General features: G+C 61.1%; 25 protein-coding genes and 1 riboswitch. Of the genes, 6 read left to right on the plus strand and 19 right to left on the minus strand.

All coding sequences use genetic code 11. The annotated features are described in order from the left end of the window. Nucleotides 1–11 precede the first annotated feature (11 nt). The 6 genes from AC1Z1G_RS19235 to cobO are packed head-to-tail and all read right to left on the minus strand — an operon-like array spanning nucleotide 12 to nucleotide 5,987. Nucleotides 12–1,463, minus strand: coding sequence for a cobyric acid synthase (locus AC1Z1G_RS19235; RefSeq protein ID WP_483621818.1), 1,452 nt, complete (start codon nucleotides 1,461–1,463; stop codon nucleotides 12–14). Next, on the minus strand, nucleotides 1,460–2,452 hold the full coding sequence (gene cobD, locus AC1Z1G_RS19240; RefSeq protein ID WP_483621820.1) for a threonine-phosphate decarboxylase CobD: 993 nt from the start codon (nucleotides 2,450–2,452) through the stop codon (nucleotides 1,460–1,462). Before cobD ends, AC1Z1G_RS19235 begins: the two co-directional genes overlap by 4 nt. Beyond that, the gene (cbiB, locus tag AC1Z1G_RS19245) at nucleotides 2,445–3,353 is read right to left on the minus strand and encodes an adenosylcobinamide-phosphate synthase CbiB (protein ID WP_483621822.1); all 909 of its coding nucleotides are present in this window, start codon (nucleotides 3,351–3,353) and stop codon (nucleotides 2,445–2,447) included. Before cbiB ends, cobD begins: the two co-directional genes overlap by 8 nt. Further along, nucleotides 3,350–4,000 carry a 5,6-dimethylbenzimidazole synthase gene (gene bluB, locus AC1Z1G_RS19250; protein WP_483621824.1) on the minus strand — a complete coding sequence of 217 codons (651 nt, stop codon included), beginning with the start codon at nucleotides 3,998–4,000 and terminating at the stop codon, nucleotides 3,350–3,352. The genes cbiB and bluB overlap by 4 nt, the downstream gene beginning before the upstream one ends. Beyond that, nucleotides 3,997–5,379: a cobyrinic acid a,c-diamide synthase CobB gene (locus AC1Z1G_RS19255; RefSeq protein WP_483621825.1), complete on the minus strand. Its 1,383-nt coding sequence runs from the start codon at nucleotides 5,377–5,379 to the stop codon at nucleotides 3,997–3,999. The genes bluB and AC1Z1G_RS19255 overlap by 4 nt, the downstream gene beginning before the upstream one ends. Continuing rightward, a complete protein-coding gene (gene cobO, locus AC1Z1G_RS19260) occupies nucleotides 5,376–5,987 on the minus strand; it encodes a cob(I)yrinic acid a,c-diamide adenosyltransferase (protein WP_483621826.1) in 612 nt (203 codons plus the stop codon). The genes AC1Z1G_RS19255 and cobO overlap by 4 nt, the downstream gene beginning before the upstream one ends. 81 nt (nucleotides 5,988–6,068) lie before the next feature. Then, a riboswitch (cobalamin riboswitch) is annotated at nucleotides 6,069–6,285 on the minus strand. Between the two features lie 154 nt (nucleotides 6,286–6,439). Between cobO and AC1Z1G_RS19265 the strand changes: the two genes are divergently transcribed. Together AC1Z1G_RS19265 and AC1Z1G_RS19270 are read left to right on the plus strand one after the other, a co-directional pair. Beyond that, entirely contained in the window at nucleotides 6,440–7,024 is a 585-nt protein-coding gene (locus AC1Z1G_RS19265) for a hypothetical protein (RefSeq protein WP_483621828.1), read from the plus strand. Between the two features lie 66 nt (nucleotides 7,025–7,090). Next, nucleotides 7,091–8,404 carry a PQQ-dependent sugar dehydrogenase gene (locus AC1Z1G_RS19270; RefSeq protein WP_483621829.1) on the plus strand — a complete coding sequence of 438 codons (1,314 nt, stop codon included), beginning with the start codon at nucleotides 7,091–7,093 and terminating at the stop codon, nucleotides 8,402–8,404. Nucleotides 8,405–8,537: 133 nt separating this feature from the next. Here AC1Z1G_RS19270 and AC1Z1G_RS19275 read toward each other — a convergent pair whose 3' ends face one another. The 6 genes from AC1Z1G_RS19275 to AC1Z1G_RS19300 all read right to left on the minus strand — a co-directional run bounded on the left by AC1Z1G_RS19275 (nucleotide 8,538) and on the right by AC1Z1G_RS19300 (nucleotide 13,841). Further along, nucleotides 8,538–9,191, minus strand: a complete 654-nt coding sequence (locus AC1Z1G_RS19275; protein ID WP_483621831.1) for an O-methyltransferase — start codon at nucleotides 9,189–9,191, stop codon at nucleotides 8,538–8,540. Nucleotides 9,192–9,206: 15 nt separating this feature from the next. After that, nucleotides 9,207–9,740 carry a C40 family peptidase gene (locus AC1Z1G_RS19280; RefSeq protein WP_483621833.1) on the minus strand — a complete coding sequence of 178 codons (534 nt, stop codon included), beginning with the start codon at nucleotides 9,738–9,740 and terminating at the stop codon, nucleotides 9,207–9,209. 166 nt (nucleotides 9,741–9,906) lie between these two features. Next, nucleotides 9,907–10,530 carry a C40 family peptidase gene (locus tag AC1Z1G_RS19285; RefSeq protein WP_483621835.1) on the minus strand — a complete coding sequence of 208 codons (624 nt, stop codon included), beginning with the start codon at nucleotides 10,528–10,530 and terminating at the stop codon, nucleotides 9,907–9,909. Between the two features lie 213 nt (nucleotides 10,531–10,743). Further along, on the minus strand, nucleotides 10,744–11,448 hold the full coding sequence (gene hda / locus AC1Z1G_RS19290) for a DnaA regulatory inactivator Hda (protein WP_008033543.1): 705 nt from the start codon (nucleotides 11,446–11,448) through the stop codon (nucleotides 10,744–10,746). Between the two features lie 229 nt (nucleotides 11,449–11,677). Then, a complete protein-coding gene (locus AC1Z1G_RS19295; protein ID WP_483621837.1) occupies nucleotides 11,678–12,751 on the minus strand; it encodes an AI-2E family transporter in 1,074 nt (357 codons plus the stop codon). A gap of 37 nt (nucleotides 12,752–12,788) precedes the next feature. Continuing rightward, nucleotides 12,789–13,841, minus strand: a complete 1,053-nt coding sequence (locus AC1Z1G_RS19300; RefSeq protein ID WP_483621839.1) for a DUF2066 domain-containing protein — start codon at nucleotides 13,839–13,841, stop codon at nucleotides 12,789–12,791. Nucleotides 13,842–14,227: 386 nt separating this feature from the next. Here AC1Z1G_RS19300 and purM point away from each other — a divergent pair, with 386 nt between their 5' ends. From purM to AC1Z1G_RS19320, 4 genes are all read left to right on the plus strand, one after another. After that, nucleotides 14,228–15,286: a phosphoribosylformylglycinamidine cyclo-ligase gene (gene purM / locus AC1Z1G_RS19305; protein WP_483621841.1), complete on the plus strand. Its 1,059-nt coding sequence runs from the start codon at nucleotides 14,228–14,230 to the stop codon at nucleotides 15,284–15,286. A gap of 11 nt (nucleotides 15,287–15,297) precedes the next feature. After that, complete coding sequence (gene purN / locus AC1Z1G_RS19310; RefSeq protein ID WP_483627919.1) at nucleotides 15,298–15,948, plus strand: phosphoribosylglycinamide formyltransferase; 651 nt, start codon at nucleotides 15,298–15,300, stop codon at nucleotides 15,946–15,948. Between the two features lie 8 nt (nucleotides 15,949–15,956). Further along, on the plus strand, nucleotides 15,957–16,670 hold the full coding sequence (locus AC1Z1G_RS19315; RefSeq protein WP_347901488.1) for a DUF3108 domain-containing protein: 714 nt from the start codon (nucleotides 15,957–15,959) through the stop codon (nucleotides 16,668–16,670). A 295-nt stretch (nucleotides 16,671–16,965) separates the two neighbouring features. Continuing rightward, nucleotides 16,966–17,145 (plus strand): hypothetical protein, encoded by a 180-nt coding sequence (locus tag AC1Z1G_RS19320; RefSeq protein ID WP_483621843.1) that lies wholly within the window; start codon nucleotides 16,966–16,968, stop codon nucleotides 17,143–17,145. Between the two features lie 79 nt (nucleotides 17,146–17,224). Here the strand turns inward: AC1Z1G_RS19320 and AC1Z1G_RS19325 are convergent, their stop codons facing one another. The 7 genes from AC1Z1G_RS19325 to AC1Z1G_RS19355 form a co-directional block, all read right to left on the minus strand. Then, nucleotides 17,225–17,767: a DUF2058 domain-containing protein gene (locus AC1Z1G_RS19325; protein ID WP_483621845.1), complete on the minus strand. Its 543-nt coding sequence runs from the start codon at nucleotides 17,765–17,767 to the stop codon at nucleotides 17,225–17,227. A 25-nt stretch (nucleotides 17,768–17,792) separates the two neighbouring features. Then, nucleotides 17,793–18,626: a nucleoside triphosphate pyrophosphohydrolase gene (mazG, locus tag AC1Z1G_RS19330; protein WP_483621847.1), complete on the minus strand. Its 834-nt coding sequence runs from the start codon at nucleotides 18,624–18,626 to the stop codon at nucleotides 17,793–17,795. 119 nt (nucleotides 18,627–18,745) lie between these two features. After that, nucleotides 18,746–20,989, minus strand: coding sequence for a GTP diphosphokinase (relA, locus tag AC1Z1G_RS19335; RefSeq protein ID WP_347901492.1), 2,244 nt, complete (start codon nucleotides 20,987–20,989; stop codon nucleotides 18,746–18,748). A gap of 125 nt (nucleotides 20,990–21,114) precedes the next feature. After that, complete coding sequence (gene rlmD, locus AC1Z1G_RS19340; RefSeq protein ID WP_483621849.1) at nucleotides 21,115–22,467, minus strand: 23S rRNA (uracil(1939)-C(5))-methyltransferase RlmD; 1,353 nt, start codon at nucleotides 22,465–22,467, stop codon at nucleotides 21,115–21,117. Continuing rightward, entirely contained in the window at nucleotides 22,467–23,369 is a 903-nt protein-coding gene (cysM, locus tag AC1Z1G_RS19345; RefSeq protein ID WP_483621850.1) for a cysteine synthase CysM, read from the minus strand. Before cysM ends, rlmD begins: the two co-directional genes overlap by 1 nt. 146 nt (nucleotides 23,370–23,515) lie before the next feature. After that, entirely contained in the window at nucleotides 23,516–24,874 is a 1,359-nt protein-coding gene (locus AC1Z1G_RS19350) for a histidine kinase sensor domain-containing protein (protein ID WP_483621851.1), read from the minus strand. Further along, entirely contained in the window at nucleotides 24,861–25,583 is a 723-nt protein-coding gene (locus tag AC1Z1G_RS19355) for a response regulator transcription factor (RefSeq protein WP_483621853.1), read from the minus strand. The genes AC1Z1G_RS19350 and AC1Z1G_RS19355 overlap by 14 nt, the downstream gene beginning before the upstream one ends. Nucleotides 25,584–25,653 lie beyond the last annotated feature (70 nt).

The following is a 25,653-nucleotide window of genomic DNA, read 5'->3' on the forward strand; positions in this document are numbered from 1 at the left end:
TCAAAACCACCTCAAAACCCACAGAGTTCACGCAACAACCCGGTGTCCAGATGCATCTCCACCAGGTCCGCCAACCGCTCGATATCGCGCTCGCGCAGGGCGTGGTAATCGACCTCCTGCACGTTCTGCACACCGGCCCAGCGCAACAGCGCACTGCACGCAGGCGCCGACTCGAACAGGCCATGCAGATACGTGCCGAACACCTGCCCGTCCGCGCTGTGTGCGCCATCGCTGCGACCGTCATCCAACAGCACCGCCGCGTGTTCCAGCGCCGCCCCGGTGGTCACGCCCGCATGGATTTCATAACCGCTGACCTCAGCATTTTCCAACACCAAATGCCCGCGCACGTTGCGCAACTGCTTCTCTTCTTCAAGCACCGTTTCAAACGCCAGCAACCCCAGACCGGCACTGGAACCCGGCACACCTTCCAGCCCCAGCGGGTCGTGCAACTGCTCGCCGAGCATTTGCAGGCCACCACAGATGCCCAGCAGTTTGCCGCCGTAACGCAGGTGGCGGGCGATGGCGCTGTCCCAACCATTGGCCCGCAGATACGCAAGGTCGCTGCGCACACTTTTGGAACCGGGGAGGATCATCAGGTCAGCAGGCGGGATCGGCTGGCCGGGCCCGACAAATTGCAGATTGACCTGCGGGTGCAGGCGCAGCGGATCAAAGTCGGTGTGGTTGCTGATGCGCGGCAGCACCGGCACCACGACATTCAGCACCTGCTCGACTTTGTCGGTCTGGCGCTGGTCAATGCCATCCTCGGCTTCCAGGTGCAAATCCATCACATAAGGCAACACGCCAATCACCGGTTTGCCGGTGCGTGCTTCAAGCCAGTCGAGGCCAGGTTGCAGCAAGGCAATGTCACCGCGAAAACGGTTGATGATGAACCCCTTGACCCGCGCCTGCTCGCTGGCCGACAACAACTCCAGGGTGCCGACCAAATGGGCGAAGACGCCGCCGCGATTGATGTCGGCGATCAATATCACCGGGCAATCCACCGCTTCGGCAAAGCCCATATTGGCGATATCGCCGGCTCGCAGGTTTATCTCGGCCGGCGAACCCGCGCCTTCGACCATGACCACCGGATACACCGCGTTCAAACGTTGGTGGGACGCCAGCACCGCTTGCATGGCAATGACTTTGTAGTCGTGATAGGCGACTGCGTTCATCGTGGTCACGGCGCGGCCATGGATGATCACTTGCGCGCCCGTGTCACTGTTGGGTTTGAGCAGCACCGGGTTCATGTCGGTGTGCGGCTCAAGGTTCGCCGCTTGCGCCTGCACGGCCTGCGCCCGACCGATCTCGCCACCGTCGGCGGTCACCGCACTGTTGAGCGCCATGTTCTGCGGCTTGAACGGCACCACGCTGACACCCTGACGGGTCAGCCAGCGGCACAGCGCCGTCACCAGCGTACTTTTGCCAGCGTCAGAAGTGGTGCCCTGCACCATCAGCGTACTCATGGAACGTCCTTGCGGTAGGCCGCGAACGCCTCGTCGAGGCGCAGCCAGTCGGCTTCATCGGCCGGCAAGCCGAATCGCAGGCTGCTGTTGTGGGGAAACAGGCGCAGCAAAATGCCGCGTGTGGCCATGAATTCGTGAAGCTGCCCGGCGCGTTCGGTGATCAACCACTGGAACAGCGCGCACCCGCCCTGCGGCTTGAAGCCGTGACGCTCAAGGAGCAACGCCAGACGCTGGCTCGCCGCCTCGCTGCGCTGGCGTTGCTGTGTGTGCCCTTCGGTATCGCGCAAACACACTTGCCCCAGAACCCGCGTCGGGCCACTGACCGCCCACGGCCCGACTTGCTCGGCCAGCAACTTGAGTAACTTGCGCTCGGCCAATACAAACCCCAATCGCACCCCGGCCAGACCAAAGAACTTACCAAAGGAGCGCAAGACGATCAGCCCGACCTGATTGGCATGGGCAGACAGGCTCAGGTGTGGGGTGTTGTCCATAAACGCTTCGTCGACTACCAGCCAGCCGCCGCGCTGGGCCAGCCGCGCATGCCAGTCGAGCAAACGCTCCGGGGTCAGGCTCAGGCCCGTGGGGTTGTTTGGGTTGACGACAACCAGCACGTCGAGGCTGTCGAGGAAGAAGTCGACTTCCTGCTCAGTCACTTCCCGAACGATGTAGCCACTGCGGCGCCAGGCTTCGGCGTGCTCGGCGTAACACGGCGACAGCACGCCCACCTTGCCGGCGCGACGCAATCGCGGCAGCAACTGAATCGCGGCTTGTGAGCCGGCCACCGGCAACACTTGGGTCGCGCCGTAGTACTCGCAAGCGGCTTGCTCCAGGCCGTCGTCGGTTTCCGGCAAGCGGGCCCAGGCCCGCAGAGGGATCTGCGGGATCGCCCACGGCCAGGGCGCGAGACCGCTGGACAGGTCAAGCCAGTCGGCTTCAGCGATGCCATAGGTGAGCGCCGCCTTGCGCAAACGGCCACCGTGCTCAAGCATAGAACTCAACCCCCAGGCAGAGAATCAGCAGCCATAACCATACCCCGCGCTGGACCAGTTGCCAGCCACGGTCGATGGAGTCGGCGTCCGCCGGCACGCCTTCGCCAAGGGTCGGACGCTGATGCAGCTCGCCGTGATAAATCGCCGCGCCGCCCAGTTCCACACCCAGCGCACCGGCACCCGCCGCCATCACCGGGCCGGCATTCGGGCTGTCCCACATCGGCCCCTGAGTACGCCAGCATTTGAATGCCAGACGGGTTTTGCCCAGCAACGCGTAGGTCAAGGCCACCAGTCGCGCAGGAACATAGTTGAGCACGTCATCGATCTTCGCCGCCGCCCAGCCGAAACGCTCGAAGCGTTCATTGCGATAACCCCACATGGCATCCAGCGTATTGCTCAGGCGATACAGCACCACCCCCGGCACGCCGGCGACGATAAACCAGAACAGCGCGGCGAACACCGCATCACTGCCGTTCTCCAGCACCGATTCGGTGGCGGCGCGGGCGACTTCGGTCGCGTCCAGTTCGCTGGTCTGACGGCTGACCAGGTAACCGACACGCTTGCGCGCCTCCACCAGATCATCGCTGCGTAGCGCCTGGGCAACCGGCTCGACGTGTTCGCCGAGGCTGCGCAGGCCGAGGGCGCAATACAGCGCCAGGATCTCGACGATCCAGCCGATGTACGGCAACCAGGCAAACGCGGTCGCCAGCAGAGTCAGCGGTAACACCGCCAACACCCAGGCCGTCACGCCGTGGCTGCGCCAGCCGCGACCGCCGGAATTGAAACGTTGCTCGATGCGGTCGGCAAAACGGCCGAACGCCACCAGCGGATGCCAGCGTTTGGGTTCGCCCAGCAGCGCATCCAGCGCCACCCCGGCGACACTCAATAACGCCACACTCATTGACTCACTCCCCAAAAATTCTCATACAACAATTCATTCAGCGGACGCGGTTGCGCCCACCCTTCAAGCACCAGCATCGGCGCCGGATAAAACGCCTCGACCGGCCCCAGGCACAACACCGCCAGCGGCTTGGCGCCTGGCGGCAAACCGAGCAGGTCGGCCAGCGCCTGCGGCTCGAACAACGACACCCAGCCCATGCCCAGCCCTTCGGCGCGGGACGCCAGCCAGAGGTTCTGGATTGCACAGGACAACGACGCCATGTCCATTTCCGGCAAGGTTCGGCGCCCGAAAATGTGCCGCTCACGATCGTCCATCAACGCAGCCACCAGCACTTCGGCACAATCGTTGATGCCTTCGACTTTCAGCTTCATGAATTCATCGGAGCGCTCGCCCAGCGCTTCGGCCGTGCGCACCCGCTCCTCTTCCACCAGTTGCTGGATCTTGCCACGCAAGGGCCGGTCGCTGATGCGGATGAAACGCCATGGCTGCATCAGGCCGACACTCGGCGCCTGATGCGCCGCTTCAAGCAGACGCCGTAGCAGCTCGGGTTCTACCGTGCCGCCGCTGAAATGACGCATGTCGCGACGTTCACCGATGGCGCGGTAGACCGCTACGCGTTCGGCTTCGGAAAATGCGTTGTCGGTCATGGCCTCTTCGCGAGCAAGCCCGCTCCCACAGGGGTTAGGTGATCCATTGTGGGAGCGGGCCTGCTCGCGATGGCGGCCTCGGACTCCGGCAGGAACAGTGCGGCGATCGCTTTGGGATTGGACGGGAAATAAAAGTGTACATAGGAGGCAGTCATCCGCCCGTCACGGTAAACCGCTTCCGCCCCGCGCCCACCGTTGGGGCTCAGGCCACGGGCAATCGGCTCAAGCTCGGTACTGGTCAGCGAATGGTGATAGGTGTGCCCGCGCAGCAAGCCTTCCGGCAGTTCGACCGCTTGCAGCGCCAGGGCGGCAAGCCGTTTTTGCATCACCGCGTCACCGGCCAGCAAACCGACCAACTCGGCACGCGTCCCCTCGACATCGGTCAACGAGTCGAGCAGGTACAACATGCCGCCGCACTCGGCCAACAACGGTTTACCCGCCGCGTGGTGCGCGCGAATCGCCGCCAGCATCGTGGTGTTTTGCGCCAGCGCCACATGGTGCAATTCCGGGTAGCCGCCCGGCAGATACAGGCTGTCGGCATCCGGCAACTTACGGTCATGAATCGGCGAGAAGAACAGCAACTCGGCGCCCATCGCCCGCAGCAGGTCCAGGCTCGCGCCGTAAGTGAAGGCGAACGCTTCGTCGCGGGCCACGGCAATGCGCACGCCTGCCAGCAACGGTTCGGCAACGACCACCTCGGGGGCGGCGAATTCAACGGCGGGGGGCAACGCCACTTCGCAACTGCTGGCCAGCGCCTCGGCCGCCGCGTCGAGACGTGCGTCCAGGTCGTTCAGTTCACTCGCCTGGACCAACCCGAGATGGCGGCTCGGCAGCTCGATCCCGGTTTCCCGGGACAAGGCACCATACCAGCGCAGCCCTTCAGTGAGGCTGCCTTCCAGCAATTGCGCATGACGCAAGGTGCCGACGCGATTAGCCAGCACCCCGGCAAACGGCAGGTCCGGCTGATAACGCGCCAGCCCCAGGGCCAGTGCGCCAAACGTCTGGGCCATGGCGGTGCCGTCGATCACCCCGAGCACCGGCACCCCGAAGTGACGCGCCAGGTCCGCGCTGGACGGTGTGCCGTCGAACAGGCCCATGACACCTTCGATGAGGATCAGGTCGGCCTCGCCCGCTGCTTCCCACAACAGCCGACGACTTTCCTGCTCGCCAACCATCCACATGTCCAACTGATACACCGGCGCACCGCTGGCGCGCTCCAGAATCATCGGGTCGAGAAAGTCCGGGCCGCATTTGAATACACGCACCTTGCGCCCCTGATTGCGGTGCAATCGGGCCAACGCGGCGGTTACGGTAGTCTTGCCCTGACCGGAAGCCGGTGCGGCGATCAGTACCGCCGGACAAAAACGCGGCTCACTCACAATTCAACGCCTTTTTGAGCCTTGATACCGGCCTGGAACGCATGCTTGATCATGCCCATTTCGGTAACCGTATCGGCCTGCTCGATCATCTCGGGCTTGGCGCCGCGCCCGGTGACGACCACGTGCTGCATGGGGGGGCGAGCCTGCAAGTCGCTGAGCACCTGGTCCAGGTCCAGATAACCGTGCTTGAGGGCGATGTTCAGCTCATCGAGCACCACCAGGCCGATGGCCGGATCGCGCAGCAACTCGCGTGACACCGCCCAGGCCGCTTCGGCGGCGGCGATGTCACGCTGGCGATCCTGGGTTTCCCAGGTGAAGCCTTCGCCCATGACGTGAAAACGCACTTGCTCGGGGAAGCGCCGGAAGAACAGTTCTTCACCGGTACTGCTACGGCCCTTGATAAATTGCACCACGCCGCACTGCATGCCGTGGCCCATGGCCCGCGCCAGCATGCCGAAAGCAGAACTGCTTTTGCCTTTACCGTTGCCGGTCAGCACCAGCATCAGGCCACACTCGTTCGGCGAATTGGCAATACGCTCATCGATTACGGCTTTTTTGCGCAGCATGCGCGCCAGATGGCGTTCGTCACGATCAGGGGAATCAGTCATGGGGGAGCTCTCCGTTGAGGCGGGGTAACGGCGGGCGGGCATAGCAATAGACGGCAAGAAGCCTGGCATCGCCCACCGTGATGCCGCTGGATGGATCAGGCCGGTCTCCGGGCTCATGAGCGGCAGTTGCCGACTGCGCGCCTTCCCGTATCAACACTCGACACAGTGGCACAAGGCGCAGCCTTGACTCATTTACCGTTGCGGGGGCAGCGCCGGGATCGTGCAACACACTCACCGGCTTCCCTGTTTCACTCGGTCGACCCATGGGTCACAGAGCACCTGAAACAAGTCGCGAAGGTTAGAGGGTTGGGGGTGGAGCGTCAATTAAAGCCAGACGCCAACACCTGAGGAAAATTGGCCTGAATCAATTTACTGACGCCAATCTTGTGCCACACTCAGAGCAGTGATATCAAATCGCCACAACTCCAAACCACAAGAACAAGGTGAGCAACATGCAAGGCATGATCATCAGCAATCCGAAACTGGAATTCCTGCGCCCGGTGCTGGAACGCTGGTTTGACTGTATCGATCGCTACAACGCGGTGCGCGGCGATAACGAAACCCCTTACTGGTTCGACGAACGCGCCAACCTCGGCTTGCTGTCGGCTGCGGCGTGGATGGCCGAACTGGTCACCCTGGAGCAGGCCCCGACAAAAAAACAGATCGAGGAAGGCGAACGCAATGGCCGCGCCGATCTGTACATCGCCAGCAAAGAGGAACGCGCCTTTCTGCAAGCCACCCAGCGTTGGCCACGGGTCACGAACCTCAACCTGACACAGGCCCTGCAAGACGCCGTCAGCGACGCGAAGAAAATCGGCTACGCCAGCGACTTGAAACTCGGCTGCCTGTTCGTCGCACCGCAAAAAGCCCAACACAGCGCCACCCCGGAAGAACTCCAGGACATGGTCGACGACCTGCAAAAGGAACTGACCTGCGCCGTGGCCTGGTACTTTCCGTATGCCTACCGCAAGTTGCACAGCGATGCCGGCAACTACCACCCCGGGATCGCCATCCTCCTCAAGGAAGCACGCGGCTGACCGGCTGAACCTTCCTGCCGCCAGGGTCATCTATGATGTAGGCACTGCATTCATAGGGAGATCCGCATGCTCAAGCCTCAACATGTCCTCGTCATCGCCATCGCCGCAGGGATTGCTGCCTGCGGTGAGACGTCCAACCTGCAAGTCTCGGACGGCACCGGGCCATCGCCCACACTGCCGGAACCGAACAAAACCCTGATCCCGACGGTGAACATTGCCCCGGCGGTCGGCTGGACCGAAGGCGCCAAACCGATCGCAGCTCCAGGCACACACGTCGCGGCCTTCGCCGAAGGCCTGGATCATCCGCGCTGGCTCTACGTGCTGCCCAACGGCGATGTACTGGTGGCTGAAACCAACTCGCCGCCCAAGTCCGACGACGGCGCCGGTATTCGCGGCTGGATCGCCGGCAAAGTCATGGGGCGCGCCGGTGCCAGCGTACCCAGCGCGAACCGCATCACCCTGCTGCGTGACAGCGACCACGACGGCGTCGCCGAAACCCGCACGGTATTCCTGGAAAACCTCAACTCGCCATTCGGCATGACCCTGGTCGGCAATGACCTGTACGTTGCCGACACCGACCGCTTGTTGCGCTTCCATTATGAAAGCGGCGAAACCGCCATCACCTCGCAACCGGCCAAAGTCGTCGACTTGCCGGGCGGCGCGCTGAACCATCACTGGACCAAAAACGTCATCGCCAGCCCGGACGGTAGCAAGCTCTACGTCACCGTTGGCTCCAACAGCAACGTCGGTGAAAACGGCCTGGATCAGGAAGAAGGTCGCGCCGCCATCTGGGAAGTCGACCGTGCCACCGGCAACCACCGCATCTTCGCCTCAGGCCTGCGCAACCCCAACGGCCTGGCCTGGGAACCGCAGACCGGCAAGCTCTGGACCGCCGTCAACGAGCGCGACGAAATCGGCAGCGACCTGGTGCCGGACTACATCACCTCGGTGAAGGACGGCGGCTTCTATGGCTGGCCTTTCAGCTATTACGGCCAGCACGTCGATGTGCGCGTCACGCCGCCCAACCCGGACCAGGTGGCCAAAGCCATCGCCCCGGATTACGCCGTCGGCCCGCACACCGCATCGCTGGGGCTGACCTTCGCCGAGGGCAGCAAACTGCCGGCGCCGTTCACCCAAGGCGCGTTCATCGGCCAACACGGCTCATGGAACCGCAACCCGCACAGCGGCTATAAAGTGATCTTTGTACCGTTCAATGCCGGCAAACCGACCGGGCAACCGGTGGACGTACTCACAGGCTTCCTCAATAAAGACGAAGAAGCCATGGGCCGGCCGGTGGGCGTGGTGATCGATCAACAAGGAGGCTTGCTGGTGGCGGATGATGTGGGGAATAAGGTGTGGCGGGTTTCGGCCACCAAATAAGTCCTCCAACGCCAACACATAACCAATGTGGGAGCGGGCTTGCTCGCGAAGACGGACTGACAGTCAACATTGATGTTGAATGTTATAACGCTTTCGCGAGCAAGCCCGCTCCCACATTAATCGGGGTTAGCGCCTACCTTTTGCGGCAAAGGGTTAACCCATCTCCGATCGGCAACAGTGACAGATCCACACGCGGGTCATCCTTCAAGGCACGATTGAGCGCCTGGATGGCTCGGGTGTCCTCGCTGTCGGAGTCGACCTCCAGCACTCGCCCGCTCCACAGCGTGTTATCGAACACCGCCAGACCACCCACCCGCAACAAGCGCAGCGCATGCTCCAGATAACCTGGGTAATTGGCTTTGTCGGCATCGATGAAGATCAGATCAAACTGCCCCGGTTGCCCCAGTTGAGCGAGGGTTTCCAGTGCCGGCGCCAGGCGCAGCTCGATACACCCAGACAAACCGGCTTCCTGCCAGTAGCGCAGCGCCGTCGCGTTGTAGTCACCTGGAATATCGCAGCAGATCAACGAGCCGTCATCGGGTAACGCAGCCGCCATGCACAAGGCGCTGTAGCCGGTGAACGTGCCGACTTCCAATAGGCGCTTGGCGTTGGTCAGCTTGACCAGCAACGCGAGGAACTGCCCCTGCTCCGGTGCAATTTGCCAGCGAGCGTTGGGCAGTGTTTGGGTTTCGTCACGCAAACGCCGCTGCAACGGCGTTTCACGCAGGGAAACGTCGAGCAGGTAGTGGTAGAGCGAATCATCGAGATTAAGCGTGCGAGTGGTCATGACAACCTCTGCGAGCTAGGGGTTGTGCGCCAGATGTTCGGGGGTCAGCACCCGTTTGGCGCTCAGATAGGCTTTTTGCCAATAGGCCTTGGACAGGCTGTCCAGCTTCACTGTGCCACCCGTGGCCGGCGCATGCACAAAGCGACCTTCACCGACGTAGATCCCGGCATGGCTGACCTGAGAGCCGCCATTGGTGGCGAAGAAGATCAGGTCGCCGGTTTGCAGGGCTTCTTTACCAACGCTGGGGGCTTGCATGCCGATCATTTCACGGGTCGAGCGCGGCAGGGAGATGCCGGCCGCATCGCGGTAGACGTAGCCGATCAGGCCGCTGCAATCAAAACCCGAATCCGGTGTGTTGCCGCCCCAGCGATAGGGCGTACCCACCAGGCCCAAGGCGCGAAACAGCACGTCTTCAGCAGCAGGCGAAAAGGTTTGAGAGGGAGCGAATACCGGTGCCCGGACCACTTTTGCAGGGGGCGGTGTGCGGCTGGCGCAGGCGCTTAGCAGCGCCACGAAGCAAATGAGTATGAGGCGGGCCGACGTCGACATATGCAGAACAATCCTGATCTGGATGCGGCTTTCTCTGCCGTGAGGCTGAAAACAAAACCGCGTAAGCAAGGCTTACGCGGTTAGTTATTCAACAATATGTCTGGATTCTAGCGGCTGCGCGTCAAACTTCAAGTAAGACTTTAAGATAGCCTTATAAATTGCCTGATTACTTGCGCGCGGTAACCGTTGTCGGTGCCATGGCGAGTGCACGCTTGGCCTCGATGAAGGTCTTGCTCCAGTAGCTGTCGCCCAGGCTATCGACCCGGACACCACCACTGCGGCGGCTGCTGGAGTGGATGAACTGGTCATCACCCAGGTAGATCCCGGCGTGACTGACACGACCGCGACGACCATTGGTAGCGAAGAACAGCAAGTCGCCCGGCTTCAGGTTTTTACGAGAAACCAGCGGGGCATCCACGTTGATCATTTCACGAGTGGAACGCGGCAGGTTCATGCCCGCCTCTTCGCGAAACAGATAACCGATGAAGCCGCTGCAATCGAAACCGGCTTCAGAGGTACCGCCGAAACGGTAACGGGTACCGATCAGGGACATGCCACGTTCGAGGATGCTGTCGGCCAGAACCGGAAGCTGGTAGGACTTGCCATCGACGAAGCCGGAGAGCTCTTTTTCGGTGGCCAGTTCTTCCTGGTAAATAACGGAAGACTGAGCTGTAGCAGAATTTTTAACCTGTTGTTGCTGCTCTTGCTGGGACACTGGAGAGTGCGCAGCGCAACCGAACAACAGGGTGACAAGTGCGAGAGGCACGAGGGGTGCGAAGCGATTTAGCATGGGCACGACCGTGGCTGAAGTTGTAAAGAAGCCGAGACTATGCCCGCTATCAACTTCATTTGCAAATTCAATCGATCTTAATGTGACTTATCGGTTTCTCGTTTACATCTAAGCGCTTAAGCCCAAATTGATTACGCACGCGCCGTGAAAACCTATTCCCGATGCGTGTTTTCTGGCGCCTTTAATATGCCGAAACACGCTACAGGCCACGGTTTACCAGCCCAGGGTTTCTTTGAGAAACGGAATGGTCAGCTTGCGCTGAGCCTGAAGCGAGGCCTGATCGAGACGCTCAAGCAGCTCGAACAACGCACTCATGCTGCGCGTGCCACGGGTCAAAATAAAATGCCCGACTTCGTCGGTCAGGTGCAGTCCACGACGCGAAGCACGCAATTGCAGGGCTCGCAATTTGTCTTCGTCGGACAAGGGACGCATCTGGAAAATCAGCGCCAGGGTCAGGCGTGATTTGAGGTCCGCCAGCTTCACCGGCAGCTCTCGTGGCGAGGTCGATGCGGCAATCAACAGACGCCGGCCGCTGTCACGCAACCGGTTGAACAGGTGGAACAACGCCTCTTCCCAATCCGCTCGCCCGGCCACTGCCTGCAAGTCATCGAGGCAGACGAGTTCGTACTGTTCAAGGTTGTCGAGGATTTCAATACCGCGATCCAGCAACTCGGCCAGCGGCAGGTAAACCGCCGGCTCACCCAACTGCTCGAAACGCAAACAGGCCGCCTGCAACAAGTGCGTACGCCCTACGCCATCCTTGCCCCAGAGGTAAATCAGGCTTTCGGTCCAGCCGGCGTCGGCTTCGCATAGACGCTCGACATAGCCGAGTGCAGCGGCATTGGCGCCTGGGTAGTAGTTGATAAAGGTAGCGTCGTCACGCAGACGCACACCTAGGGGCAGCTGAATCGGTTTCATGCTGACTGAACAGTTCCAAACGAACCGTTAGTGGCCTCTGTGTAAAGTTTGCAAAGTTTATACCCGTGAAGCTGGCCGCACAATGCAACAGACCACAAGCAAAATCAAAGGTTTGCGTTAACTTATTGGATTCACGGAGGAATTTTTGACGGCGTATGTGACAGCCGAACCGTCCGCAGGGCACGCCCGACATTGCGTCGGGCAGCCAGGAGGGGTCAACCGGACGTCGTCATAAATCAGGGTCTTCGGCGCCACTGTACATATCAGAATCTTTATACAAGTCATGCACATGACGCACCAGGACCATGATGACGGCCGCCACCGGCAACGCCAGCAGGATCCCGGTGAAACCAAACAGCTCGCCCCCCGCCAGAATCGCGAAGATCACCGCCACCGGGTGCAAGCCGATTCGGTCACCCACCAGCAGCGGCGTGAGGACCATACCCTCAAGCGCCTGCCCCACCATGAACACCGCGACAATCCCGATCATCGGGTACAGATCACCGCCAAACTGGAACAGCCCGGCAATCAGCGCCGCACCGATACCAATCACAAAGCCCATGTACGGCACAATCGCCGCAAGGCCGGCAATCAAGCCGATCAACAGGCCCAGCTCCAACCCGACCAGCATCAACCCGGCGGCGTAAATCACGCCCAGTGCCAGCATCACCAGCAACTGCCCACGCACGAAAGCCCCGAGCACCTCATGGCATTCGCCCGCCAGCGACACCACCCGCGCCTCGCGATCACGCGGCAGCAGGCTGCGGATCTTCGCCATCATCAGGTCCCAGTCGCGCAGCAAGTAAAAACTCACCACCGGAATCAACACCAGGTTGGCCAGCCAGCCGATCAACGCCAGACCCGAAGCGGTCGCCTGGCTCAGCACCACACCGACGATATCGGTGGTCTGGCCCATGTGCTCACTGATCGCGGCCTTGACCTTGTCGAACTTCCAGAAGCCGTCCGCCAATCCCATTTTCGCCTGCACCCAAGGCATCGCGGTGTGCTGCAACCAGTCGAGCATTTGCGGCGCCAACTCATACAGGCGGAACAACTGCTTGGCGAGCATCGGCACCAACACCAACAGCAGCGTCATGACGATCAGGGTGAACAAGGCAAACACCGCCACCACACCCCACGTGCGCGACAGGCCGAGCCTTTCCAGCCGATCCACCAGCGGGTCGAACAGATAGGCCAACAACAGCGCCACCAGAAAGGGCGTGAGAATAGGATGCAACAGGTACACAAACGCGCACAGCAGGAACACCCCACCAAGCCAGACCCAACGCCGCGTATCGGCCATGAACCACTCCATTGCTTCTATATAAAGAGAGAAACGTTTACCAACGGAAGCGCAATTGCGCAGCCGGCACCGGCGCTACAACGGGCGCCGAACCTGCAACCGCTGGTTGCACCGCCGCAACGGGTGCCAGCGCCTCACCCGCCGGTATCGGCTGCAACTTTGCCAACTGCAGTTGGGCCCGCAACTGTTCGGCGCTACCGTTGACCCGATAGAGAATCCGGTCGCCATCCACACTTTGCAGGTGCGCACCAAACGGCTCAAGCAGGTGCCCCAATGCCGCGTAACGCTCCAGGTTCATGCCCTGCACTTCCAGCAACTGCTCGGTGGACACGCCCGGCTTGGCAACAAAACGTGGCGCGAGTCGCTCACTGACCGCCAGCAACACCGCATCGGCGACAGCCGCCGTGTCGGCGCCCTGCACGCTGCCCTGCTCACGTTGGTCGCCCAGCCACAAGCGCCACTTGGCCTGCCATTGGCCGCCCTCTTCACGGGCATGTACCGCCAGCAAGGCGTCGGCACCATAACGCTCCGATGCATGTCGCAACGGCGCAGGGTCTGCCCCTTCCAGATTGGGCGCAGTCGCGACAATCTGCTCATCCAGGTCACCCAGCGGCAAGCGCAGCGGCAAACCGCGATGCTGAGCCGCACGGCGCAGCGGCGCAGCGCTGGCCTGACCGTCGCCGACCAGGCTTGAGCCTTCAGTCGAATCGCTCAGCCACCACCCAAGAATCGACGGCCGATTGGCACCCCACAACGCCAACCCGGCCTGGCGCAATGCGCGATCGGTACTGACCGGATCGAAGTCGACCTGCAAGCTTTCCGGTGGCCCGGCGTCATAACCGTACTGGCTGATGATCTGTTGCGGATCCTTGCGAATCGCGGCCAGCGCCGGGCTCTGGGCAGCCTTGGCATCACCGGTCAGGCGCAACACCAGGGTTTCCAGCGCTTTCTGCGTAGCCTGATCGCGCTCCTGTGGCGTCTGGCCACTGACCGGCTCGCGCACTTGATAAAGGCCATTGAGCGTTTCGGCATGACTCGCCAGGCTGACCAGCGACAAACAACCGACAAAAAGAAATTTACGCAAACCCATGGAAGATTCCCGACGAGAAAAACGGTTGGAGCAGTGCGCATGAACACACGAGAGCAAGGCTGTGACCACAAACCCTGGCAAAACATTCACACGACCGATGGAAGATTTCGTACTGTCATAACGATAGCCGCTTAACGGCTATACCTTATACAGCCATGAGCGATGCGACCCAACACGGCCAATATCGGTTTTTTTATCGCGATATGTCCCTGCCCGTCGGCCCGAGGATGGCCGCTGCCCCTCAAGCCTGATAAAATCGCGCGCCTTCGCAGACCGGCAACGGCTGGGCACTCTGAAATTCTCACGCGGGACACCCGCAGCGATTTTTTTCAGCGCCCTCACCAGACTCGGTCGTTACCCCTGAATCCCCCCTAAAGGCCTGGATCATGAGCAAGCAACCCTCCCTGAGCTACAAGGACGCCGGTGTAGACATCGACGCCGGTGAAGCATTGGTCGAACGCATCAAGAGCGTCGCCAAGCGCACTGCGCGCCCGGAAGTCATGGGCGGCCTGGGCGGTTTCGGCGCCCTCTGCGAAATCCCGGCCGGCTACAAGCAGCCCGTGCTGGTTTCCGGCACCGACGGCGTGGGCACCAAATTGCGCCTGGCACTGAACCTGAACAAGCACGACAGCATCGGCATCGACCTGGTTGCCATGTGCGTCAACGACTTGGTGGTTTGCGGCGCTGAACCGCTGTTCTTCCTCGACTACTATGCCACCGGCAAACTGAACGTCGAAACCGCGACCCAGGTCGTGACCGGCATCGGTGCTGGCTGCGAGCTGTCCGGCTGCTCGCTGGTAGGCGGCGAAACCGCTGAAATGCCTGGCATGTACGAAGGCGAAGACTATGACCTGGCAGGCTTCTGCGTCGGCGTGGTCGAAAAATCCGAAATCATCGACGGCTCGAAAGTCGCTGCTGGCGATGCCCTGCTCGCCCTGCCGTCTTCCGGCCCGCACTCCAACGGCTACTCGCTGATCCGCAAGATCATCGAAGTGTCCGGTGCCGACATCGAAAACATCCAGCTCGACGGCAAACCGCTGACCGACCTGCTGATGGCCCCGACCCGTATCTACGTGAAGCCGCTGCTCAAGCTGATCAAGGACACCGGCGCCGTCAAGGCCATGGCCCACATCACCGGTGGCGGCCTGCTCGACAACATCCCGCGCGTACTGCCAAAAGGCGCTCAGGCCGTAGTTGACGTGGCGAGCTGGACCCGCCCGGCAGTCTTCGACTGGCTGCAAGAGAAAGGCAACGTCGACGAAACCGAAATGCACCGCGTGCTGAACTGCGGCGTCGGCATGGTGATCTGCGTTGGCCAGGAGCACGTTGAAACCGCGCTGAACGTACTGCGCGAAGCCGGCGAGCAGCCTTGGGTGATCGGCCAGATCGCCACCGCTGCCGAAGGCGCGGCTTCGGTTGTACTCAATAACCTCAAGGCACACTGATGCAAGAGCGGATGCCCGCCACCTGTGATGTTGTGGTGCTGTTGTCCGGCACCGGCAGTAACTTGCAGGCCTTGATCGACAGCGTGCGAGCCGGCGACAGCCCGGTTCGCATCCGCGCGGTGATTTCCAACCGCGCTGACGCCTACGGCCTGCAACGCGCCAAGGATGCAGGCATCGACACCCGCACCCTCGATCACAAAGCATTTGAAGGTCGCGAGGCCTTCGATGCCGCCCTGATCGAACTGATCGACGCCTTCCAGCCCAAACTCGTGGTACTCGCCGGGTTCATGCGCATTCTCAGCGCTGATTTCGTGCGTCACTACCAGGGCCGCCTGCTCAATATCCATCCTTCGCTGCTACCCAAATACAAAGGGTTACACACGCATCAGCGAGCGCTGGAGGCCGGCGACACCGAGCATGGCTGCAGCGTGCACTTCGTCACCGAGGAACTCGATGGCGGACCACTGGTCGTACAGGCAGTAATACCGGTAGAGTTGCACGACACGCCGCAGAGTCTGGCGCAGCGAGTCCATGTCCAGGAACACCTGATTTATCCGTTGGCCGTACGCTGGTTTGCCGAAGGTCGACTGTCGCTTGGCGAACAAGGTGCTTTACTGGATGGTCAGTTACTCGCGGCCAGCGGCCACTTGATTCGTACCTAGGAGATTTTATGCGTCGCGCCCTGCTCTTCGCTTGTGCTCTGCTCGCCCTGCCTTTTGCGCAGGCCGCAGACCTTCAACCGTTCTCCGCCAGCTACACCGCAGACTGGAAGCAACTTCCCATGAGCGGCACGGCTGAGCGCAGCCTGACCAAGAACGCCAACGGCGTCTGGAAGCTGAGCTTCAAGGCCTCGATGATGATCGCCAGCCTGACCGAAGAAAGCACCCTGACACTGGACAAGGACACCCTGCTGCCACAGTCCTATCACTTCGAGCGCGGCGGCCTGGGTAAAGCCAAGAAAGCCGACCTGGACTTCGACTGGACCACCAAAATGGTCACCGGCACCGACCGTGGCGATGCGGTAAAAATCCCGCTGAACCGCGGCATGGTCGACAAGTCCACTTATCAACTGGCCTTGCAACATGATGTGGCGGCCGGCAAAAAAAGCATGAGCTATCAGGTTGTCGATGATGGCGAAGTCGATACCTATGACTTCCGCGTGCTGGGCTCTGAAAAAGTCGACACCAAGGCTGGCCAGATCGACGCCATCAAGGTCGAGCGCGTGCGTGACCCGACACAAAGCAAGCGCACCACCGTACTCTGGTTCGCCAAGGACTGGGATTACCTGCTGGTACGTCTGCAACAGGTTGAAACCGACGGCAAGGAGTACAACATCATGCTCCTGGACGGTACGGTCAACGGCAAGACGGTCAAAGGCAGCTAAGCCGGACCGAAACGAAAAGCCTCGCGAACGCGGGGCTTTTTTTCGCCTGCGAGATCACTCCCTGCCTCCCGAACCTGGATCGCCCCCACCAAAAACACCTGGGCGAACATGAAATATTCGTCATGAAACCAAACGCCCCGCGACCGAATGTCGCGCACTTCGCGGGCTGCGGCTCTTTTGCAAAATCCGTAAAGGTTCGTTACCGAGCACAGTCATTTACTTAGCCTGCTAACAAAATATATAACAAAGGCCTGCACACGCCTTGCTGCAGATCACCCGAAAGTGGAGCTGGCCGATGACTGTAAAAGTGACTGAACGCGATGATTCACACATGTCCCACGAAGGCGTCGCCGCCGGCGTACGGATTTGGGATGTGTACCAACAAGACCTGCTGGTAGGCATGTTCCATTCCGAAAGCGATGCCCACAGCTACAAGGCCGAACTCGAGACCCTGGAACAGCAACGCGACGCCTGACCCCGGCAATGACAGACTTGAAAAACGACAAACCCCGCCAATGAGCGCGGGGTTTGTCGTTGCAGCGAACGCTAAACGCTTACCACATCAGATCATCAGGGATCTGATAGGCCGCGTACGGATCATCTTCGACATCGACCTCTTCGGTCTGAACATTCAGTTGCACGATGCGCTGGGGATCGCGCTCCTGAATCTTCAGCGCCGCCTCGCGCGGAATCACTTCATAACCGCCGGCATGATGCACGATGGCCAGCGAGCCGCTGCTGAGCTTGTTGCGCATCAGCGTGTTGACCGACAGGCGCTTGACCTTCTTGTCGTCAACGAAGTTGTAGTAATCCTCGGTGGTCAGCTTCGGCAGACGCGAGACTTCGATCAATTGCTTGATCTGCGCGGCACGGGCCTTTTGCTCGGCCTTCTCCTGCTGCTGACGATTGAGCTCCTGGTCGCGCTTGACCTTCTCGGCCATGGCCTCCTGGGCCGCACGCTGCTGGGAGTCATCGAGTTCGATCTGGCCTTTGTGGACCAGACGTTGCTGCTTCTGTTTTTCTTTGCCGACCTGTTTGGCCTGCTTTTGGTTGACCAGCCCTGCTTTGAGCAACTGGTCGCGAAGGGAAAGGCTCATGGTGCTTACTCACTTAGGCAACAGCTCAGCCGCAGCTGGGCAAATTCTTTTCCTGACGTTTGGCTTCGCCCCACAAGGCGTCCAACTCTTCGAGGGTGCAATCTTCTATGGGACGGTGGGTGTCGCGCAATGCCTGTTCGATAAATCGGAAACGTCTTTCAAACTTGCCATTGGCGCCACGCAACGCGGTTTCCGGATCAACCTTGAGGTGACGCGCCAGGTTGACCACGGAAAACAGCAGGTCGCCGACTTCATCGGCAATCGCCGCCGCATCGTTGTCGGCCATGGCTTCAAGCACTTCATCGAGCTCTTCACGGACCTTGTCGAGTACCGGCAATGCATCCGGCCAGTCGAAACCGACCTGCCCGGCGCGCTTTTGCAGTTTGGCAGAACGAGACAACGCGGGCAGCGCCGTCGGCACATCGTCAAGCAACGAAAGCTGCTCGGGCGCTTGCGATTTCTCTGCACGCTCCTCGGCCTTGATCTCTTCCCAGCGCTGCTTGACCTGCTCCTCATTGAGGCGCGGGACATCCAGCGGCGCATACAGATCACCGGTCGGGAACACATGGGGATGACGACGAATCAGCTTGCGGGTGATGCTGTCGACCACCCCATTGAATTCGAAACGCCCCTCCTCCCGCGCCAGTTGGCTGTAATACACCACCTGGAACAGCAGATCGCCCAGCTCGCCCTGCAAGTGATCAAAGTCGCCACGCTCGATGGCATCCGCGACTTCATACGCCTCTTCCAGGGTATGCGGAACGATGGTCGCGTAGGTTTGCTTGATGTCCCACGGGCAGCCGAACTGCGGGTCCCGCAGGCGGTTCATCAGGTGCAGCAAGTCTTGAAGTGAATACATCTATCAATCTCTAGGAGAACCTGTGGGAGCGGGCTTGCTCGCGAAGCGGACGACGCGGTCTATCTGACATACCGCGTTATCGTTCTTCGCGAGCAAGCCCGCTCCCACATTGATCACCGTCACGGGGTTCGGTTACGCCGGGTTTCGATGATGTTCGGCAACTGGGAAATACGCCCCAGCAATCGACCCAACGCGTCCAGCCCCGGAATCTCGATGGTCAGGGACATCAGCGCCGTGTTGTCCTCCTTGTTCGAGCGGGTGTTGACCGCCAGCACGTTGATGCGCTCGTTGAGCAACACCTGCGACACGTCACGCAGCAAACCGGAACGATCGTAGGCCCGGATGACGATGTCCACCGGGTAGGTGAGCACCGGCACCGGCCCCCAACTGACCTGAATGATCCGCTCCGGCTCGCGCCCGGCCAGTTGCAGCACCGAGGCGCAGTCCTGACGGTGAATGCTCACACCACGCCCCTGCGTGATGTAGCCAACGATTGCGTCCCCCGGCAACGGCTGGCAGCAGCCGGCCATCTGGGTCATCAGGTTGCCGACGCCCTGGATCTGGATGTCGCCACGCTTGCCCGGCTTGTAGCCCGTGGCTTTGCGCGGGATCAGCTCCAGTTGCTCGTTACCGCGCTCCGGCTCGACCAGTTGTTGCGCCAGGTTGACCAGTTGCGCCAGGCGCAAGTCGCCGGCCCCCAGGGCTGCGAACATGTCCTCGGCGGTTTTCATGTTGGCCTTGTCGGCCAGCTTGTCGAAGTCCACCTGCGGCAGGCCGAGGCGATTGAGTTCGCGTTCGAGCAGGGTTTTACCGGCCGCGACGTTCTGGTCACGGGCCTGCAATTTGAACCAGTGAACGATCTTCGCCCGCGCCCGTGACGTGGTGATGTAACCCAGGTTCGGGTTCAGCCAGTCGCGGCTCGGAGTGCCGTGCTTGCTGGTGATGATCTCGACCTGTTCACCGGTTTGCAGGCTGTAGTTGAGCGGAACGATGCGCCCGTTGATCTTCGCGCCTCGGCAGTTATGACCGATTTCGGTGTGCACGCGGTAAGCGAAGTCCAGCGGCGTTGCGCCCTTGGGCAAGTCGATGGCGTGACCGTCGGGGGTAAAGATGTAGACCCGATCCGGCTCGATATCAACCCGCAACTGTTCGGCCAGGCCACCGATGTCTCCCAGCTCTTCGTGCCACTCGAGCACCTGACGCAGCCAGGAGATCTTCTCTTCATAGTGGTTGGAACTGGCCTTGACGTCGGTGCCCTTGTAGCGCCAGTGCGCGCAGACACCAAGTTCGGCCTCTTCGTGCATGGCGTGGGTGCGGATCTGGACTTCCAGTACCTTGCCTTCCGGGCCGATCACCGCCGTGTGCAACGAGCGGTAGCCGTTCTCTTTCGGGTTGGCGATGTAGTCGTCGAATTCTTTGGGGATGTGCCGCCACAGGGTGTGGACAATGCCCAGCGCGGTGTAGCAATCGCGCATTTCCGGCACCAGCACGCGCACCGCACGCACGTCATAGATCTGGCTGAACTCCAGACCCTTGCGCTGCATTTTGCGCCAGATCGAATAAATATGTTTGGCCCGGCCGCTGATGTCGGCATCGACGCCGGTGGCCTGCAATTCATTCTGTAGCTGGTTCATCACGTCGCTGATGAACCGCTCGCGGTCCAGGCGTCGCTCGTGCAGCAACTTGGCGATTTGCTTGTACTGATCCGGCTCCAGGTAACGGAAGGACAAGTCCTCCAGCTCCCATTTGATATGGCCGATGCCCAGGCGGTGAGCCAGCGGCGCGTAGATGTCGAAGACTTCCCGGGCGACGCGGTTGCGTTTTTCGTCATCGGCGGTTTTCACCGCACGAATCGCACAGGTGCGTTCGGCCAGTTTGATCAGCGCGACGCGAACGTCATCGACCATCGCGACCAGCATCTTGCGCAGGTTTTCCACCTGGCCCTGAGTGCCCAGCACCATGGACTGACGCGGGCTCAGGCTCGCACTGATCGCGGCCATGCGCAGCACGCCGTCAATCAGTTTGGCGACCACCGTGCCGAAGCGCTGGCTGACCGCCGGTAACTGGATCTGGCCTTCGCGTACACCCCGGTATAGCACCGCGGCAACCAGCGAATCCTGATCGAGTTTGAGATCGGCAAGGATCTCGGCGATTTCCAGGCCGGTGCGAAAACTCGAGGTCCCTTCGGACCACAGGTTCTTCGCCGCATTGGCTTGCTGTTCGGCCGCACGAGCGAACTCGCAGGCTTCCTTCAAGGCTTCGCGATCGAGTGCCGTGTCGACACTGACCGCATGATCGAGCCAAGCCTCGAGATTGATACTGCCGTCGGTGTTGATCGGCTGGTGTGCTCTCACCTGTACCATCTTGCTTTACCTTCCCTACGACGCCGATTCAATGCGTCAAATTCGCTGACCTGTATTGCCGATGCACCCGCACAGGGCTGGCGCGGGTACTGCACGGGCGGGCCAATCGGACCAGACGAGCCATCCTAGCTCGCTTCAAATAACGCCATGGCTTCGACATGCGCCGTCTGAGGAAACATATCGAGGATCCCGGCACGTTTTAACCGATAGCCCTGCTTGATCAATTCGACCGTGTCGCGCGCCAGTGTTGCCGGGTTGCACGACACATAAACCAGCCGCTTGGCACCCAGGGATGCGAGCGTGCGCACCGCCTCGAAAGCACCGTCACGGGGTGGGTCCAAGAGTACCGCAGAAAAGCCTTCACGGGCCCATTCGGCATCAGCCAAAGGTTGGGACAAATCGGCCTGAAAAAATTTGGCATTATGCAGATTGTTGCTAAGTGCATTCGCGGCGGCACGTTCGACCATGGCTTGCACGCCCTCCACGGCCACCACTTCACGAACCTTCTGCGCCAGCGGCAAGGCAAAGTTGCCCAAGCCGCAGAACAGATCCAGAACGCGCTCATCGGCGGTCGGCGCCAACCATTCCAGGGCCTGTGCAACCATCGCCTCGTTGACACCGGCGTTGACCTGAATGAAATCCCCCGGCCGATACGCCAGGTTCAAGTCCCATTGTTCAAGGCGATATCCCAACGATTGATCCGCCGCCACCGGTTGCGGTTCACCTTCGCCATGCAGCCACAACTGGGCTTCATGGAACGCGCAGAATTCCTTGAGGATGGTCAGGTCGGCGTCCGACAACGGCGCCATGTGCCGCAATAGCAACGCCAGGGAAGAACCGGCAAACAATTCCACATGCCCCAGCGCCTGAGGTTTGCTCAAGCGTCGAAGCATGTCCGGCAAGCGGCTCATGATCGGTTGCAAGGGCTGTACCAGCACCGGGCAATCGTTGATGCCGACGATGTCCTGGCTACCCGCCGCGCGGAAGCCCACTTCAAGTTTTTTCGCCTTGATGTCCCAGCGCACCGCCACCCGGGCGCGACGTCGATAGGCAAATTCAGGACCGCTCAACGGCGCGGCCCATTGCTCGGGCTCGACACCGGCCACCCGCGACAACTGCTCGGCGAGCATGCGCTGTTTCAGGGCAAGCTGTTCGTTGTGGGGCAGATGTTGCACGCTGCAACCGCCGCAACGCCCGGCATGGGCGCAGGGCGCGGGACGGCGCAAATCGCTGGCGACAAACACGCGCTCGGTGCGCGCTTCAACGACTTTGCCGTGAGCACCCAGCACGCGCGCTTCGATGTCTTCACCGGCCAAGGCACCGATGACGAACCAGGTGCGCCCTTCGAAAAACGCGATACCGCGACCGTCGTTTGCCAGGCGCTCGATGGTCAAGCGCTGTTTTTTGCCGGTCGGGACTTGCGGGGCCTTGATGCCGCCAGTCGGTTGGAAGCGCAGGCCTCTCTCATGCTTGGCCATCAGTTGGACGCGTCGAAAATGCCGGTCGACAAGTAACGGTCGCCACGGTCACAAATGATCGCGACCATCACCGCGTTTTCAACTTCCCGGGACAGACGCAACATCGCAGCCACCGCACCGCCCGAGGACACGCCGCAGAAGATTCCTTCTTCGCGGGCCAGTCGACGGGTCACGTCTTCGGCTTCGCTTTGGGCCATGTCGACGATCCGGTCAACCCGGTCGGCCTGATAGATCTTCGGCAGGTACTCTTGCGGCCAGCGACGGATGCCCGGAATCGCCGAGCCTTCCATCGGTTGCAAGCCAACGATCTGCACCGTGGAGCTCTGCTCCTTGAGGTAGCGCGAAACACCCATGATGGTGCCCGTGGTGCCCATCGAACTGATGAAGTGCGTGATGGTGCCCTGGGTCTGGCGCCAGATTTCCGGGCCGGTGGTGGTGTAGTGCGCCTCGGGGTTATCCCCGTTGGCGAATTGGTCCAGCACCTTGCCGCGGCCTTCTGCCTCCATTCTCTGGGCGAGGTCGCGAGCACCTTCCATGCCCTCTTCCTGGCTGACCAGAATCAGCTCGGCGCCATAGGCGGTCATCGCGGCCTTGCGCTCGGCGCTGGAGTTGTCGGGCATGATCAGGATCATCTTGTAACCCTTGATCGCCGCCGCCATGGCCAGGGCGATCCCGGTGTTGCCGGAGGTCGCCTCGATCAGGGTGTCGCCGACATGGATCTGCCCACGCAACTCGGCGCGGGTGATCATCGACAGCGCCGGACGGTCCTTGACCGAACCCGCCGGGTTATTACCCTCGAGCTTGAGCAGCAGGGTATTGCTGGTGGCGCCAGGCAGGCGCTGCAAACGAACCAGCGGAGTGTTGCCGACGCAATCGGCGATGGTGGGGTACTGCAAGGTCATGGCGTATTCGCAATCCAGACTGCGGGGGCGCCCATCATACCGGCAAACCTCGACAGGCCATATCACGCAAAGTGTGGTGTTTATGCTTTATGGGAATAAGGCCGGAATTTGTGCTCATTGCGAGGACATCATCGCCCTGGACACCCTCAACTATCCGCCAACAATCGCATGTTGAGTCGCAACCCCTGTGACGTTTTTTCCGCCCACAAACGCCCGCCCTGACGCTGCACCGCGTTGCGCGCAATGCTCAAGCCCAGCCCGAAACCGCCGTCGCCCGGCCGCGATCCGTCGAGTCGGGTGAATGGCGCGAAGATGCGCTCCAGGTCATGCTCGGCGACCCCCGCCCCCTGATCGTCCAGCCACAGGTGCCAATAGTTGCCGTCGCGCAGACCGTCCAGACGCACCACGCCACCGTCCGGAGAATGGCGAATAGCATTGCGCAGAATGTTTTCCAGGGCCTGGGCCAGAGTGTTGAGATTGCCGCGCACCCAGCACGACGCCTCCACCGCACACTGCAATTGCCCGGCGGACCAGCCACTTTCATAACAGGCGTTTTCCGTGAGCATTTCCCACAGCGCCTGAATCTGGATCGCCTCCTCGGGCAGGGGCGCACGCTCGGTGTCCAGCCACGCCAGTTGCAGGGTGTCCTCCACCAGCCGCTGCATGACATCGACTTCCCGACCGATGCGTTCACGCAACTGCAACAAGTCCTGCTCGCTTTCACTGGCCACCCGCAGGCGACTCAACGGGGTGCGCAGTTCGTGGGACAGGTCGCGCAACAATTGCTGCTGCAAGGCCACGGTGCTTTGCAGGCGCTCGGACATCTGATCGAAAGCACGCCCCAATTCACCCAGCTCATCGGCACGGTTGGTGGTCAGGGTCGGCAACCGCGTGGTCAGTTGATCGGCACGCCAGGCATTGGCCTGCTCACGCAAGCTGTTCAGCGGCACCACCAGCAATCGGTACAAGCCCACACACAGCAACAAGGTGAAAAGTCCCGGAATCACTCCGTTGGTGATCACACGCCAGAACAACCGGTAATGACCGGGCATGAACCGTTGCGGCAACTCGATCACCAGGCTGCCCGCCGAGGGGTCTTCGGGAAACGGGATCCTCAACCACGGCAAACGTTTCGCATGGCGACTGACCGGCCAATCGAGGCCACGCAGGAACGTCATGTGCTGAACCTGGCTCTCGCTCAACGGCAGGGTGCCAAGCGATTGCAGGTCCTGCCCGATCACCCCCAGGTCAGTGCTTTCGCGGCCCGACATGTCCTGCAACCAGGCGTCGACTCCCGCGCCTTGGCCGCGCACCCAGGCGCGTTCGGCTTCGGCGGCATAACCGCCGAGAGTGCTCCGGGCTTCATCGGACAGGAACAGGTTTTGCTGTTCCATGTAACGCCCCCAGGACCAGCTCAGCCAGATCATCAACAGGCAGAACCCCACCAGCAGAAAAGCCAGTTTCCAGAACAGCGAGTGCCTGCCGGGCAGGTCAGGCCATTTCATCGACGGCACTCAGCACATACCCCTTGCCCCACACCGTACGTACTTCGCGCTCGCTGTAACCAATGGCCTTGAGCTTGCGGCGGATCTGGCTGATGTGCATGTCCAGGCTGCGGTCATGGGGGGCGTAGCCGCGTTGCAGCACGTGCTGGTACAGAAACGCCTTGCTCAGCACTTCATCGCCATTGCGGGCCAGGGTTTCGAGCAAACGGTACTCACTGCGGGTCAGCCCCGCCCAGCACTCACCGTAAAACGCATCGCACAGTTCATCGTCCAGGCGCAGGCTGTGCTGGTCGTGGGCGACCGGCGCAGGCACATGCCGCCGATCCAGTGCCACACGGCGCAGGATCGCTTCAATGCGCACCCGCAACTCGGCCATGCTGAAAGGTTTGGGCAAGTAGTCATCGGCGCCCAGGCGAAAACCGCTGATGCGATCGGCCTCGGCACCCAGCGCCGACATCAGCAGCACCGGCGTGGAATGGTGTTCGCGCAGATGGGTGAGGATCGACAACCCGTCCATCCCCGGCAACAGGATGTCCATCAGCACCACCTCGAACGCTTGCTCGCGGGCAATCGCCAGGCCCTCCTGACCGTTCTGGCACCAGGTGACGTGAAAATCACAGCGCGCCAGGTGATCGCGAACATAAGCGCCAAGCACGGGGTCGTCTTCAATCACCAGGATGCGGGGATGGCCAACGGGTACGGGAGTCATTAGCTTCTGCAAGTCATTCTCAATCGCCGATTATTCAAGATTGCTCCCCCACGAGCAACCCGCACCGTAG

It is taken from the genome of Pseudomonas sp. JL27(2026), from assembly GCF_056933555.1.

Excerpts from the sequence above, each read along its gene's own strand:
- AC1Z1G_RS19235 (WP_483621818.1), bottom strand. The coding sequence starts at position 1,463 with ATGAGTACGCTGATGGTGCAGGGCACCACTTCTGACGCTGGCAAAAGT.
- cobD (WP_483621820.1), bottom strand. The coding sequence starts at position 2,452 with ATGCTTGAGCACGGTGGCCGTTTGCGCAAGGCGGCGCTCACCTATGGC.
- cbiB (WP_483621822.1), bottom strand. The coding sequence starts at position 3,353 with ATGAGTGTGGCGTTATTGAGTGTCGCCGGGGTGGCGCTGGATGCGCTG.
- bluB (WP_483621824.1), bottom strand. The coding sequence starts at position 4,000 with ATGACCGACAACGCATTTTCCGAAGCCGAACGCGTAGCGGTCTACCGC.
- cobO (WP_483621826.1), bottom strand. The coding sequence starts at position 5,987 with ATGACTGATTCCCCTGATCGTGACGAACGCCATCTGGCGCGCATGCTG.
- AC1Z1G_RS19265 (WP_483621828.1), top strand. The coding sequence starts at position 6,440 with ATGCAAGGCATGATCATCAGCAATCCGAAACTGGAATTCCTGCGCCCG.
- AC1Z1G_RS19270 (WP_483621829.1), top strand. The coding sequence starts at position 7,091 with ATGCTCAAGCCTCAACATGTCCTCGTCATCGCCATCGCCGCAGGGATT.
- AC1Z1G_RS19275 (WP_483621831.1), bottom strand. The coding sequence starts at position 9,191 with ATGACCACTCGCACGCTTAATCTCGATGATTCGCTCTACCACTACCTG.
- AC1Z1G_RS19280 (WP_483621833.1), bottom strand. The coding sequence starts at position 9,740 with ATGTCGACGTCGGCCCGCCTCATACTCATTTGCTTCGTGGCGCTGCTA.
- AC1Z1G_RS19285 (WP_483621835.1), bottom strand. The coding sequence starts at position 10,530 with ATGCTAAATCGCTTCGCACCCCTCGTGCCTCTCGCACTTGTCACCCTG.
- hda (WP_008033543.1), bottom strand. The coding sequence starts at position 11,448 with ATGAAACCGATTCAGCTGCCCCTAGGTGTGCGTCTGCGTGACGACGCT.
- AC1Z1G_RS19295 (WP_483621837.1), bottom strand. The coding sequence starts at position 12,751 with ATGGCCGATACGCGGCGTTGGGTCTGGCTTGGTGGGGTGTTCCTGCTG.
- AC1Z1G_RS19300 (WP_483621839.1), bottom strand. The coding sequence starts at position 13,841 with ATGGGTTTGCGTAAATTTCTTTTTGTCGGTTGTTTGTCGCTGGTCAGC.
- purM (WP_483621841.1), top strand. The coding sequence starts at position 14,228 with ATGAGCAAGCAACCCTCCCTGAGCTACAAGGACGCCGGTGTAGACATC.
- purN (WP_483627919.1), top strand. The coding sequence starts at position 15,298 with ATGCCCGCCACCTGTGATGTTGTGGTGCTGTTGTCCGGCACCGGCAGT.
- AC1Z1G_RS19315 (WP_347901488.1), top strand. The coding sequence starts at position 15,957 with ATGCGTCGCGCCCTGCTCTTCGCTTGTGCTCTGCTCGCCCTGCCTTTT.
- AC1Z1G_RS19320 (WP_483621843.1), top strand. The coding sequence starts at position 16,966 with ATGACTGTAAAAGTGACTGAACGCGATGATTCACACATGTCCCACGAA.
- AC1Z1G_RS19325 (WP_483621845.1), bottom strand. The coding sequence starts at position 17,767 with ATGAGCCTTTCCCTTCGCGACCAGTTGCTCAAAGCAGGGCTGGTCAAC.
- mazG (WP_483621847.1), bottom strand. The coding sequence starts at position 18,626 with ATGTATTCACTTCAAGACTTGCTGCACCTGATGAACCGCCTGCGGGAC.
- relA (WP_347901492.1), bottom strand. The coding sequence starts at position 20,989 with ATGGTACAGGTGAGAGCACACCAGCCGATCAACACCGACGGCAGTATC.
- rlmD (WP_483621849.1), bottom strand. The coding sequence starts at position 22,467 with ATGGCCAAGCATGAGAGAGGCCTGCGCTTCCAACCGACTGGCGGCATC.
- cysM (WP_483621850.1), bottom strand. The coding sequence starts at position 23,369 with ATGACCTTGCAGTACCCCACCATCGCCGATTGCGTCGGCAACACTCCG.
- AC1Z1G_RS19350 (WP_483621851.1), bottom strand. The coding sequence starts at position 24,874 with ATGAAATGGCCTGACCTGCCCGGCAGGCACTCGCTGTTCTGGAAACTG.
- AC1Z1G_RS19355 (WP_483621853.1), bottom strand. The coding sequence starts at position 25,583 with ATGACTCCCGTACCCGTTGGCCATCCCCGCATCCTGGTGATTGAAGAC.